Raw genomic sequence first — 13,000 nt, forward strand, 5'->3', positions numbered from 1 at the left:
GATCCTCCAGTAATGATTATGCCGCGGTCGGCAAAACGGGAACGGCTGCCAGCAGCCGCTTGGTGTAGTCGTGTTGCGGGTTGTCGTAGATTGCCGCGGCACCGCCTTCTTCGACGATCCGGCCGCGATACATGATCGCCACCCGGTCGCAGAGGTGCCGCACGACGGAGAGGTCATGGCTGATGAAAATCAGCGACAGGTTGAGTTCGGACCGCAGACGGATCAGCAGGTTGATGATCTGCGCCTGGATCGACACGTCGAGCGAGGCGACCGGTTCGTCGCAGACGATGACATCCGGCTGCATGGCGAGAGCGCGGGCGATCGCGATGCGCTGCCGCTGCCCGCCGGAAAACTGGTGCGGGAAGCGATTGGCAAAGGACGGATCGAGGCCGACTGCCGACAGCCATTGGGCAACATATTCAGGCGCCTCGGCACGTGAGACGAGTTTGTGTGCCAGCGGGCCTTCCGCAACGATATCACCGACGCGCATGCGGCTGTTGAGCGAGGCGAACGGGTCCTGAAAGATGGTCTGCACGCGGGTGGTCACCTTGCGCGGACTACGACCGGCGCTCATAACCGGCTTGCCCGCGAGACGAATGGTGCCGGATGTCGGCACGGTTATGCCGGCTGCCATGCGTCCGAGCGTCGACTTGCCCGAACCCGATTCACCGACAAGGCCAAGCACCTCGCCTCGTTTCAGCGTGATCGAGACGCCATCCACGGCCTGCACGACTGCCTGAGGCTGAGCGATGCCGGTGCGGATCGCCAGGTTCTTGAACAGGCCGGCCTGCTTTTCGAAGCGTTTGACGGCGGTATCGATCACCAGATACGGGCTGCCCAGGGGTGGCAGGTCGCCTGTTGCGGTCTTTCGGGACGGCGGGGTAGCATCCGCGATACCGCTGCCGCGCAGCAGAAGCTCGCCCGGTTTTGCCCGTGAGGGCAGGGCATCGAGCAGCGCCTTGGTGTAATCGTGCTGCGGTCTGGTCAGCACGCCGAGTGCCGGCCCGATCTCGACTATCTTGCCGAAGCGCATGACGGCCACCCGGTCGGCAATAGAGGCAACGGTTGCGAGATCATGGCTGATCCAGATCAGCGCTGTACCGAGTTCAGCGACGAGTTCTTTCATTTCTGCGAGAATTTCAGCCTGGATCGAGACGTCCAGCGCGGTCGTCGGCTCGTCGCAGATAATCAGCTTGGGGCGATGAAGCAGTGCGATCGCGATCGCCACGCGCTGGCGCATGCCGCCGGAAAACTGGTGCGGGAAAAAGTCGACTTTACGCTCGGGATCGGTGATGCGAACCTGCGCCAGTGCCTTGATCGCCCTTTCGCGTGCTTCTGCCGCGCTGATGTTCTCATGGGCTTCGAGTGCAAGCCTGATCTGCGTGCCGATGCTGAGCACCGGGTTCAGCGTCATCATCGGGTCCTGGAAAACCATGGAAATGGTCTTGCCACGGATCTTCCTCAACTCGTGCGGTTGAAGGCCGATCAGTTCACGGCCTTCAAGCTTGATCGAGCCCTCGACGATCCGGCCGGGTTCATCGATCAGGCCGATAATAGAGAAGCCGGTGATAGACTTTCCCGATCCGGATTCCCCGACAAGGCCGAGAACCTCACCGGGGGCCAGCGAGAAGGAGACGCTGTCGACTGCCTTGATCTCGCCCCTTGCACTGGGGAACCAGGTGCGAAGATTGGAGACTTCCAGAAGTGGTGCAGTGGTTTCTTCGGTCATCGGCGAAGCCTCGGGTTGAGCTGGTCGCGGATCTGGTCGCCGACGAGATTGAGCGAGACGATGAATAGGATCAGCGCTACGCCGGGATAGATCGAAATCCAGTAACGGCCGGAGAGGAGGTACTGAAAGCCGTTGGCAATCAGCATGCCGAGTGACGGTTCGGTCGGCGGCAGCCCGACACCAAGGAAGGAAAGCGTAGCTTCGAGCGAGATGGCGCTTGCCACCTGGACCGTCGCAACCACGATCAGCGGCGGCAAGGAATTGGGCAGGATATGCCGCAACACCACACGTAATGGAGACAGCGGGATGGAGAGTGCAGCCTCGACATAATCCTTCTGCCGTTCGGCCGATGCCGCGCCATGGGCGGTGCGGGCGAAATAGGCATATTGGGCGAAGATCAGCGCGAGAATAAGCTGATAACGTCCCTGACCGAGAATGGCTGCGATGACGAAGGCGAGCAGGATTGCCGGAAACGAAAGCTGCAGATCGACGATGCGCATGACGAGGCTTTCGAACCGCCCGCCGATATAGGCCGCAGCACAGCCGACGACCGCGCCAATGACGAGCGCGATGCCGCCGGCAATCACGCCCATCTGCAGCGAAATACGCAGACCGTAGATAATCGCCGACAGGAGATCGCGCCCTTGCGAATCCGTGCCCAGCCAATGGGTATAGCCACCCGTGCCGACATAACCCGGGGGCCTTCTTGCATCGCGCAGCACGAGATGGGCAAGATCGTAAGGGTCCTGCGGAGTTACCAGCGGAGCGACAAGCGCGATGATGACGATGAGGCCGACAACGATGGCCGCACCGAACGCGACCCTGTTGCGACGGAACTCTTCAAGAAAGTGGAAAAATGGCGTGTCGCGCATCAGGCTCTTCCCTTCCGCAGGCGCGGGTCGAGCAGCGCATAGGTAAGGTCGACCACAAGATTGATGACGATGAACAGCATGGCGACCAGCATAAGATAGGCGACCATAACGGGACGATCGAGCGATGTTATGCTGTCGATGATGAGCTTGCCGAGGCCGGGCCAGGAGAAGATCGTCTCGGTTACCACTGCAAAGGCGAGCGTGGAGCCGAGTTCCAGGCCGAAGACGGTGACGAGCGGGATCGAAATCAATCTCAGCACATGGCGGCTAAGAATGGTGAATTCCGAAATGCCGGCCGCGCGGGCGAACTTGACCGTATCGCTGAGCATCAGTTCGCGGGTGCCTGCGCGCGCCAGCCGGATCATCAGCGAGAACTTGAAAAGTGCGAGGTTCAAGGCCGGCAGGATCATGTGCGACAGGCCGTCAGCCGTCAGAAAACTGAAATCGACGCCGAACAGGCTCATCGTATCACCGCGCCCGCCCGCGGGCATGCAACCGCATTGCACGGCAAACAGCATGATCAGCATCAGGCCGAACCAAAAGGTAGGCACGGAAAAGCCGAGAATGGACAGCGCCATGATGGTCCGCGACACCGGGCTGTTGGGCCGATAACCGGCATACATGCCGATCGGGATGCCGACGAGGCTGGCAAAAAGCACGGCCGCCAGCGTCAGTTCCAGCGTTGCCGGCAGGCGCGACAGGATCAACTCACTGACAGGCATATTATAAACGAAGGAACGGCCGAAATCGCCTTCGAACACCCGGCCGAGAAAGCCGAAATATTGCTGCCAGAGCGGCAGGTCCAATCCGTATTGCGCGATGACGGCGGCGCGGATGTCCTGTGTCGCATCCGGCGAGATCAACACGTCGATCGGGTTGCCCACGGCATAAACGCCGCAGAAAACCAGCGCCGACATGGCCAGCACGACGATCGCCGCCTGCCATAGTCTTTGCAAGATGAAGCCCAACATCTGTTCCCGTTCTCCCGTCTCGTGCGGGTTTCAAAGTGCGGCGCGCCTTCGCGGCCCTTGATGGTGGCGTTTAGTGCCAGTCACTCTCCAGAAGTTCACGTGTCTCCGAAACCGCGACCGACCAGATTGCCAGCATGTCCTCATCGGGGCGCTGATAGAGACCGTGATAGTTGCCGTCGCCGAGCAGGGCGCGCTTGCGCTCCGTATCGACCCGCGCCAGCGCGGCAAAGTCTATTCTCGGCTTCTGCGTCGAGGGTTGGCGCGCATCACCGGTACGTGTCCAAGGGAAGTTTTCCATCCAGGAGGCGTGCGAAGCTGCCGGATCGATTTCGACGACTTTCGCCATCGTCTTCGGCGCGCGCCACCAGTCGTGGAATTTCACCGATGCGTCGGGGTGATCGTTCAGCCATTCGGAGATCACTGTCATTGCCGGTGTGTTGCCGCCATGGCCGTTGACGACGAGGATCCGGCGGAAGCCGGAGCGGTAGATGCTGTCGAGAAGGTCGCGGATCACGCCGATATAGGTTGCAAGCGACAGGGTCAGCGTGCCGGGAAAGCTCGCGAAGGATGAGGCGAGGCCATAGGGCAGGGCCGGGAAGACCGGGACACCGAGCGGCTCGGCGGCATCGACTGAGACTTTTTCCGCCAGGATCATGTCGGTCGCAAGGCTGAGATAGGCGTGCTGTTCGACGCTGCCGATCGGCAAAATACAACGATCGTCACCAGCGGCTCGCGTCTCCACCTGCATCCAGTTCATATCCGCGATCTTCACTTATCTCATCTCCATTCTCCGTTTCGGCCGGCATGCGCAAAGAATTTGCTGAGTACAGCCAAAACGCACAAAAAATATGCTTTTAGGCGCGATGTTGCGCCAAATGCAAAGTTCCATACGGGACTAAAAAAAGAAATTGACAGCCAATTAATGCAGCGTCAAGTTCCATACGGGACTAAATTGGATATGGATGGAAATCGACGCGTGCGTGAAACGGATGAAAAGGCGCTGGATAATCTTTTGCGTGAAGGCGGTCTGGCTGCGGCCGGCCACCGCCATGTGGAAGATCTCGTCGCCGTCAAGCTCTGGCAAAATCCATGCTGGCTGTCGTTCCGCATCAACTTCCTGGCACTTCAGTTCAACGAGCCGATCTATCGCCGGTTCGAGAAGGAGTACGGGCTCCCCCGTCCCGAATTCGTAGTGCTCTATTCGCTCGGCCTGTCGGATGGGCTGACGGCAAGCGCCATCTGCAGTTCCTCGGGCTTTCCCAAGAATACGATCAGCCGGGCGATACAGAAGCTGATCGACAAGAACATCATCCGCCGTGAAGTCGATCAGGCGGATTTGAGAAGCTTCGTTCTCTACATCACAGACGAAGGCAGACGTATCGTCGATCAGGCCATGCAGCCGATGGTAGAGCGGGAAAAGGCCATGGCCTCCGCGCTGACGCCGGCCGAACAGCTGATGCTGTCGGAGCTACTCGCCAAGATCGTCGTGGATTCACCGAACTGGCCATTAATCACAAGTATTGAGGAGAACGAGGAATGACGATTTCCAAGACATTTCGCACAGTTGCGCTTGCAACGATGCTGCTCAGCGGCGTTTCGGGCTCGGCTTTGGCAGCTGATCTCACTATCGGTGTCCGCGCCGGTCCGCTGTCCATCGATCCGGATTTCACCGCCGCCGGCACCCATGCCGAGGCGATGAAGCATATCTACGATTCACTCATCAAGTCGGGTAACAATCTCGAACTGGAGCCGGGCCTTGCCACCTCCTGGACGGCGATCGACGATACGACCTGGGAGTTCAAGCTGCGCGAAGGCGTGAAATTCCATGACGGGTCCGACTTCACCGCGGAAGACGTTAAATTCTCCATCGAGCGCATTCCGAAGGTTGCCGGCCCCAATCCGACGACGATCTATGTTCGCCGCGTGAAAAGCACCGAGATCGTCGATGCACATACCATTCGGGTCAAGACCGATGGTCCCGCTCCGAACCTGCCGAACGATTTCATCCGCCTCTTCGTCGTGTCGCATGTCGCAGCCAAGGATTATTCCGATAGCGCTGAAAAGGCAGCCGAAGGCTTCAATTCCGGCAAGGCCGCAATCGGCACCGGTCCCTACAAATTCGTGTCCTGGACGCCGAAGGAACAGCTCGTGCTGGGGAGCTTCGACGGCTACTGGGGTGGCAAGGAGCCTTGGGGCAAGGTTACCCGCAAGGAAATCCCGAATGACGCAGCCCGCGTTGCACAGCTGAAGGCCGGCCAGGTCGATTTGATCGCCCGCATTCCCGCATCGGACGTTCCGACGCTGGAAACCGACAGCAAACTCAGCATCGTCCGCCAGGATAGCGTCTACCTCTTCAACATAGCCTTCGATTTCCGCGAAAAGCCGCCGCAGGTCACGGCCAAGGACGGTTCGCCTCTGCCGAAGAACCCCTTCCTCGACCCGAAGGTTCGTGAGGCTTTCGATCTTGCCATCGATCGTGAGACCATCACAGAAATCGCCATGGAAGGCATGGGAACAGTACAGTCGCAGCTCGTGACCCCCAACATCTTCGGCTACAATCCTGATGTGAAGGCACCAGCATCGGATGTCGAGAAGGCCAAGAAGCTCCTGACCGAGGCCGGTTATCCGGACGGGTTCAAGGTCGTGTTCAGCTTCACCAACGACCGCTTGCCCGGCGACAAGGATACGGGCACGACGATTGCCCAGATGCTGACGGCGATCGGCATTCAGGTCGAGGCCAATGCCCAACCGGGTGCCGTCTACTTCCCGGCAAATACGCGCGGCGACTATTCGCTGACCATGTCGGGCTGGGGCACGCTGACGGGCGAAGCGAACTACACGCTGTCCTCGCTCGTCCACACAAACGATCCGGCGAAGAAGCTCGGCGCCTTCAACATCCGAGGTTATTCCAATCCTTCGATGGACAAGCTGATCGAGGATGCTGGCGTCGAGATGGATGCCAAGAAGCGCGAGCAGTTTTTGAAGGATGCCAATGCGCTGGTCGCCAGCGACCGTCCCAACCTGTCGATTGCTTCGATCGTCTCGGCCTGGGGCATGAAAAAAGCGATCAAGATCACGCCGCGTTCGGACGAAGATACGCTTGCGATGAATATTCGCCCGGCACAATAACGGGTCGGACACGAGAACAATCGGCCGGGCGCTTTGCCCGGCCTTTTTGCAGGTTGAGGACAGGACAGACGATGAATAGGATTGCACTCGCCATTCACGGTGGCTGCGGAGTTATGGCGAAGCTCGATCTGAGTGAGGAGGAGTGGACGGCTGCCCGCGCAGACCTTCATCGCTCGTTGCAGGCTGGCTGGGCAGTTCTGAATACTGGCGGTTCGGCGCTTGATGCGGTCCAGGCGGCGGTGGTCGTCATGGAAGACAGCCCGCATTTCAATGCCGGTTATGGGGCGGCGCTGAATACCAATGGCGAGCATGAGCTCGATGCATCGATCATGGATGGCAGGACATTGGAAGCCGGTGCCGTGACACTCGCCAAGCGCATCCGCAATCCGATCAAGGCAGCGCGCCGCGTCATGGAAAAGGGTGAGGCTGTTCTTCTCGGAGGCCCGGCAGCGGACGCATTCGCGCAAGCAGAAGGCCTCGATATCGTCGAACCCGATTATTTCACCACCGAGCGCCGCGTGAAGGCACTGGCCGCGATGAAGGCGCATGTTACAGCTGGGACCGCAGTCAAGGCGAGTGAGGCTGAAAAACACGGCACGGTCGGGGCAGTGGCGCTCGACCGCGCAGGTCATCTGGCGGCTGCGACATCTACTGGCGGCTATAACAACAAGCCGGCCGGGCGTATTGGCGACACACCGATCGTCGGGGCAGGGACCTATGCGCGCGACGGCGCCTGCGCCGTTTCGGGAACGGGCAAAGGGGAATTCTTCATCCGTTATGCTGTCGGCCATGAAGTGGCGAGCCGGATAAACTATCTCGGAGAAGATCTGGAAAAGGCAGCTGGCAAGGTCATCATGGAGGACCTCAAACCCCACGATATCGGCGCTGGGTTGGTGGCAGTGGCTGCGGACGGATCAATCGCCGCGCCTTATAACACGGATGGAATGTTCCGTGGCTGGGTGACGCCGGAGGGCCAGTTCTTCGTTGCAACACACGGCGAGGTTTTCGAGGTTTAGCACCTTGAATGGGCACCGCGGCTTGATTGTCGCAAATACAAAGGGGCAGTCTGTCGAAACTGTTGCCGACAAGCGATTATTGAAGCTTTTGCTCCCGTCCTGTATCGGTCTTTGGTAGGCCGGCAATCATGCCGGCAAACCGGGTTCTCAGGCATCGATGCTGACCAAAAAAGGAAAATACGGGCTCAAGGCGCTTGTCCATCTGGCGCAACTCGAACCTGGCAAGACCGCGTTCGTGAGCGACATTGCTCAGCAGAACAATATCTCAAAGAAGTTTCTCGACGCGATCCTTCTGGAATTGCGCAAGGGCGGGATTCTTCGTTCGAAGAAGGGGCCGGGTGGCGGTTATGCCTTGTCGAAACCGGCATCGGAGATCTCCATCGGTCATGCCGTGAGAATTCTCGACGGCCCGCTTGCGCCGATCCTGTGTGCCAGCAAGACTGCTTTCGAGCCTTGTGACGATTGCGATCATCCGGAAGACTGTCAGGTGCGCCATTCGATGGTGGAAGTTCGCGATGCGATTTCAGCAGTTCTGGATAACATGACGCTTGAGCAGATGGTTGCCAAAGGATCATCGGTCGAGAAAGAGATCGCCGCGCGATAAGTTGTCTCGCGTCACCAATGCCTGCACCCAAGCCTTGAATGTCCGATCCGGTCATGCCGCTTTATATTTGTGGCCTCGCCAGCTGAATTGAATCGGGCTAAGAGGCCTGCGATTGAAGCGATGGAACGAGACCTATGAACACGCCCTGGAAAAAGCCGGTTGTCGTATCCGTTGGAGAGCCACCGGAGGAGACACTCATCGAGACGACGCAAGCCGCTGCCTGGGCGATGATCGAGGACTGGCCAACCGAGGATGGCACGTTTCTCGACAAGGCGCTGGAAATCTGTGCTGCAGTCGATGCCGGCAGGAAAAAGCCTGAAGATGCCCGACAGGCTTTCGTCGATGCTGCGCGCGAAGCGGGCATTCTGATCCGGGCGTGATCGAGCGAGCCGACGTGCAGCGCCGGCGCGGGGCTTCATGCCTTGTCGAGCGCCTGAGCAAGGTCGGCAATTAGGTCGTCCGGATGCTCAATCCCGATCGACAACCGGATCGTCGAATCGAGTACACCGATGCGCTGACGCACGTCTGCAGGTACACCTGAATGCGTCATGCTGGCGGGGTGGGAACCGAGAGATTCCGTGCCTCCGAGACTGACCGCGAGCTTGATGATCTGCAGCGCGTTGAGAAACCGGAAAGCTGCGGGCTGGCCGCCCTTTATATCGAACGAAAATGTCGAGCCGGCACCGCTGCACTGGGAGGCGTAGACGCGCCCGATGGGGGATTCAGGTTCCGCTAAACCGAGATAGTGAAGCTTGCCGACCTTGGGATGATCCTTCAGGAAATCGGCAGTGGCTTTCGCATTGCTGTTCGCGCGCTCCATCCGGATCTGCAGCGTCTCCAGCGATCGGCCGAGCATCCAGCATGAATGAGGGTCGAGCTGAGTTCCGATCGACCCTCGCAAGGACCGGATCTGCGTGATGATCGCCTTGCTGCCGAGGGCAGCCCCGGCGATCAGATCCGAATGGCCCCCAACATATTTGGTCAGGGAATAAAGCGAGATATCTGCACCATGCTGCAGAGGTCTCTGAAAAACGGGGCCAAGAAGGGTGTTGTCGCAGGCGACAATGGGGATGTGTCCCTGTTGCTCGCCGATCCTGTCGGCGATCCGTCTGACCAGAGCGACATCAACGAGGCCATTGGTCGGATTGGCCGGCGTCTCGATGAGGATCACCGAAACACGTCCTTTTTTCATCGCCTCTTCCGCCGCCGCATTGATCGAACTCTCATCGACGCCATCGGCAAAACCGACGGCCGCAACGCCGAGGTTCGCAAATGTCTTCGAAAGCAGGGTTTCCGTTCCGCCGTAAAGTGGCTGGGAATGCACGATTACATCGCCGGGACGGACGAAGGCCAGCAGAGTGGTCGAGATCGCGGCCATACCCGAGGAAAAGACGGCTCCGCTTTCCGCACGTTCATAGACCGCAAGACGATCCTCGACGATCTCGCTATTGGGATGGTTGAAGCGCGAATAGACCAGTCCCGCGCCGCGGCCCTCCGGCGGGACCTTGCGGCCCGATACGTAGTCGAAGAAATCGCGACCATCTTCCGCCGATTTGAAGACGAAGGTTGATGTGAGGAATACCGGCGGCTTGACCGCGCCTTCGGAAAGCTCGGGATCGTAGCCGTAGTTCAGCATCTGCGTTTCCGGGTGCAGCTCGTGATTGCCGATGCTGGTCTTCGAGGGATGCGGCGAGGTCATGATGCTCTCCTGATACGACTTGCGGCGGAAAATACCGCCTAGCTCTGTCTTAGATCTGGGGCTTTTCGCAGCGGTTGGAAGGAGATGTCGCCCAGATCTTTTCTTCGGAAACTGTGAAGTCCGACTTTCTAACGAAACAGACACCCTGCCGAACCGGGTAAAGTTCGACAGGGTAGGTCTTGGCGACATGTCTTTCGTCGGGAACGTAGCGCTCAGAGGCGCTTCACGCCCGAGGAGATGATGTCGAGATAGACGGCGATGACAAGGATGATGCCCTTGATGATCTGCTGCCAGAACGTATCGACGCCGAGCATGGACATGCCGTTATCGAGGCTGGCCATGATCAATGCGCCAACAAGCGCGCCGATAACGGAGCCGACACCGCCGCGCATCGAGGTGCCGCCGATGAAGCAGGACGCGATTGCATCCAGCTCGCCGCCGAAACCGGCCGATGGCGTACCAGCGGCGAGGCGTGCCGTTGTCGTGATCCCGGCCAGTGCCGCCATCAGGCCCATCAGGCCGAACACCACCATCTTGACCAGATTGACGTTGACGCCGGACAGACGCGTGGCTTCGGAATTCGAGCCGACGGCATAGATATAGCGGCCGAATACTGTTCCCTTGGCGATGATCGTGAAGATGCCCAGCACGAAGAGCAGCATCAGCACGGGGACAGGAATGCCTTGGTAGGAATTCAGCACCAGCACGAAGCCGAGGATGAACAGAGCGATGACGACCAGTCTGACCGCTTCCATCACCGGGGTCGGTACTTGCAGGTTATGCTGCAGACGTTTGCGGCGCGTCCTGAATGCCATGACAAGCAGGACAAGGAAGAGCAGAACGGCGCATCCGTTGCCGAGCCAGCCGGGAAGATAGCCCTGGCCGATATAGCGCAGGCTGGGAGAAACCGGGGCAATGGTGATGCCGCCTGTCAGGCCCAGTACCGCCCCTCGAAAGGCAAGCTGCCCGCCGAGAGTGACGATGAAGGAAGGAATACCGAGATAGGCCGTCAGCCAGCCGTTCATCAGGCCAAGGGCCGCGCCGGCAAGCAGAACGAAGGAGATAGTGCCGGCCAAGGGCCAGCCATACACCGCATCAAGAATGGCCGCGATACCGCCCAGAAGGCCAAGCAGGGAGCCTACGGATAGATCGATTTCGCCCGCCACGATGACGAAGACCATCGCGGCCGCCAATATCCCGGTGATCGCCATCTGGCGCAGCAGGTTGGAGAAGTTACGCGCGGTCAGGAAGCCTGAGACACCCGTATCGGCATTATAGGTGAGATATCCAAACAGAGCCCAGATCAGGCCGACCACGATCAGCAGGGCTACAATCTTGTTTTCGGAAAGGAATTTTCGAAGATTTACATTCGCCATGTTTAAAGCGCCTTCTACAACGGTAACCGCAAATTCAGGCCATCTGCGTGGACTGGCCCAAAGCCGCAGCCAGCACGTGTTCCTGGGTCAGGTTGTCATTGACGAAATCGCCGCGCAGCCGGCCTTCCCCAATCACAAGGACACGGTCGGATATCCCCAAAACTTCAGTCAGTTCAGACGACACCATCAGAACCGCCACCCCGGCCTTGGCTAGCGCGAAGATCAATTTGTAGATTTCGTATTTTGCGCCGACATCGACGCCACGGGTCGGTTCGTCGAGGATGAGTATGCGCGGATCGGGCAGCATCATCTTGGAAAGCACTGCCTTTTGCTGGTTGCCGCCCGAAAGGGAGGCAATGGGCAGCATCGGATTGGCCGTCTTGATCTTCAGACGCAGGATTTCCGCCTGGATCTGGGCAAGTTCCTCATGCTCGTCGATAAGCCCGAAAGCGGCAAAGCGATTGAGCACCGAGATCGTCATGTTATGCCCGACGCCGATGATCGGAAGGATGCCGCTTCGCTTGCGATCTTCCGGCACCATGCAGATCCCGGCCTTGACGGCGTCGCGCGGCGAACGGATCGTGATCTCGCGCCCGTCGAGATGGACACTTCCCTTGTGGCTGCCAGCATAGGCGCCGAATAGCGTTGAGACCAGTTCGGTCCGACCGGCGCCGACCAATCCCGCTATGCCCAAGATTTCACCCCTGCGGATCTGGAAGGAAACATCGTCGACCACCTTCCGGTCGGGATTGGTGACATCCCAGCAGGAGACATTGTGGGCCTCGAGAACGACTTCGCCGATCGCATGCTCTTCCTTGGGATAGAGGTTCTTCATTTCCCGGCCGACCATCATCGTCACGATGTTGGCCGTCGTCAGCTCGCTGATCGGACGTGTGGCGATATGTGTGCCGTCGCGAATGACGGTGACGGTGTCGGAAATCTCGGCCACTTCCTCGAGCTTGTGAGAAATGTAGACACAGGCGAGACCTCCGGCCTTCAAACTCTTGATCAGATCGAGCAGGGTTCGGATTTCGGTTGCCGTCAGTGCCGATGTTGGCTCATCGAGGATCAGCAGCTTGGCGTCCTTGTTGAGCGCCTTGGCGATCTCGATGAGCTGCTGCTTGCCGCCGGAATAGTTGAGAACGGGCAGCGCCGGGTTGATGTCATGGACATTCAGCTTGGCGAGCAGTTCCTGCGCCCGGGCGTTCATCGCATCATAGTCGAGAAAACCGTGATTGCTGATTTCGGACCCGAGGAAGATGTTTTCCGCGACGGACAGATGCGGAACCATCATCAATTCCTGGTGGATGATGGCGATGCCCGCCTTTTCCGTTTCGCGGATGGACGAGGCCTTCAGTTCGTGCCCCTCCCATAGGATTTCGCCTTCCCAGGTGCCATAGGGATAGACTGCGGACAGGACCTTCATCAGCGTCGATTTGCCGGCCCCATTTTCACCGCAGAGGCCGACACATTCCCCACGGCGGACCTGAAGATGAATCCCATCCAGAGCCTTCACACCGGAAAAGCTCTTGGAGATGTTCTTCATTTCGAGAAGAAATTCACTCATCGTACCCTCGTAATGCTTGAAGGCCCCGGAACCGGTT

Annotated in this window: 12 protein-coding genes; 5 read left to right on the forward strand and 7 right to left on the reverse strand. The window is 59.0% G+C overall.

All coding sequences use genetic code 11. The features are described from left to right. Positions 1-16 precede the first annotated feature (16 nt). The 4 genes from JZX87_RS18035 to JZX87_RS18050 all read right to left on the reverse strand — a co-directional run bounded on the left by JZX87_RS18035 (position 17) and on the right by JZX87_RS18050 (position 4,344). The gene (locus JZX87_RS18035) at positions 17-1,729 is read right to left on the reverse strand and encodes a dipeptide ABC transporter ATP-binding protein (protein WP_206827151.1); all 1,713 of its coding nucleotides are present in this window, start codon (positions 1,727-1,729) and stop codon (positions 17-19) included. Then, a complete protein-coding gene (locus JZX87_RS18040; RefSeq protein ID WP_148144485.1) occupies positions 1,726-2,601 on the reverse strand; it encodes an ABC transporter permease in 876 nt (291 codons plus the stop codon). The genes JZX87_RS18035 and JZX87_RS18040 overlap by 4 nt, the downstream gene beginning before the upstream one ends. Further along, positions 2,601-3,572: an ABC transporter permease gene (locus tag JZX87_RS18045; protein ID WP_206827153.1), complete on the reverse strand. Its 972-nt coding sequence runs from the start codon at positions 3,570-3,572 to the stop codon at positions 2,601-2,603. Before JZX87_RS18045 ends, JZX87_RS18040 begins: the two co-directional genes overlap by 1 nt. A 70-nt stretch (positions 3,573-3,642) precedes the next feature. Next, positions 3,643-4,344 carry a creatininase family protein gene (locus JZX87_RS18050; RefSeq protein WP_206827155.1) on the reverse strand — a complete coding sequence of 234 codons (702 nt, stop codon included), beginning with the start codon at positions 4,342-4,344 and terminating at the stop codon, positions 3,643-3,645. 204 nt (positions 4,345-4,548) lie between these two features. Between JZX87_RS18050 and JZX87_RS18055 the strand changes: the two genes are divergently transcribed. The 5 genes from JZX87_RS18055 to JZX87_RS18075 all read left to right on the forward strand — a co-directional run bounded on the left by JZX87_RS18055 (position 4,549) and on the right by JZX87_RS18075 (position 8,701). Then, on the forward strand, positions 4,549-5,112 hold the full coding sequence (locus JZX87_RS18055; RefSeq protein ID WP_353654211.1) for a MarR family winged helix-turn-helix transcriptional regulator: 564 nt from the start codon (positions 4,549-4,551) through the stop codon (positions 5,110-5,112). After that, positions 5,109-6,701: an ABC transporter substrate-binding protein gene (locus tag JZX87_RS18060; protein ID WP_206827157.1), complete on the forward strand. Its 1,593-nt coding sequence runs from the start codon at positions 5,109-5,111 to the stop codon at positions 6,699-6,701. Before JZX87_RS18055 ends, JZX87_RS18060 begins: the two co-directional genes overlap by 4 nt. Before the next feature lie 71 nt (positions 6,702-6,772). Next, on the forward strand, positions 6,773-7,717 hold the full coding sequence (locus JZX87_RS18065; protein ID WP_206827158.1) for an isoaspartyl peptidase/L-asparaginase family protein: 945 nt from the start codon (positions 6,773-6,775) through the stop codon (positions 7,715-7,717). Positions 7,718-7,874: 157 nt separating this feature from the next. Then, positions 7,875-8,321 (forward strand): RrF2 family transcriptional regulator, encoded by a 447-nt coding sequence (locus JZX87_RS18070; RefSeq protein ID WP_148144490.1) that lies wholly within the window; start codon positions 7,875-7,877, stop codon positions 8,319-8,321. 134 nt (positions 8,322-8,455) lie between these two features. Further along, positions 8,456-8,701 carry a DUF982 domain-containing protein gene (locus JZX87_RS18075; RefSeq protein WP_206827159.1) on the forward strand — a complete coding sequence of 82 codons (246 nt, stop codon included), beginning with the start codon at positions 8,456-8,458 and terminating at the stop codon, positions 8,699-8,701. 35 nt (positions 8,702-8,736) lie between these two features. On the opposite strand, the gene JZX87_RS18080 is transcribed toward JZX87_RS18075, so the two are convergent. The 3 genes from JZX87_RS18080 to JZX87_RS18090 all read right to left on the reverse strand — a co-directional run bounded on the left by JZX87_RS18080 (position 8,737) and on the right by JZX87_RS18090 (position 12,963). Then, positions 8,737-10,020 (reverse strand): cystathionine gamma-synthase family protein, encoded by a 1,284-nt coding sequence (locus tag JZX87_RS18080; RefSeq protein WP_148144492.1) that lies wholly within the window; start codon positions 10,018-10,020, stop codon positions 8,737-8,739. A 212-nt stretch (positions 10,021-10,232) separates the two neighbouring features. Further along, positions 10,233-11,396 carry a sugar ABC transporter permease gene (locus JZX87_RS18085; RefSeq protein WP_148144493.1) on the reverse strand — a complete coding sequence of 388 codons (1,164 nt, stop codon included), beginning with the start codon at positions 11,394-11,396 and terminating at the stop codon, positions 10,233-10,235. A 34-nt stretch (positions 11,397-11,430) separates the two neighbouring features. Further along, positions 11,431-12,963, reverse strand: coding sequence for a xylose ABC transporter ATP-binding protein (locus JZX87_RS18090; RefSeq protein WP_206827160.1), 1,533 nt, complete (start codon positions 12,961-12,963; stop codon positions 11,431-11,433). Between the last annotated feature and the right edge of the window lie 37 nt (positions 12,964-13,000).

This window comes from Agrobacterium sp. Ap1 (genome assembly GCF_017313375.1).
GTDB classification, from domain to species: Bacteria; Pseudomonadota; Alphaproteobacteria; order Rhizobiales; family Rhizobiaceae; genus Neorhizobium; species Neorhizobium cellulosilyticum.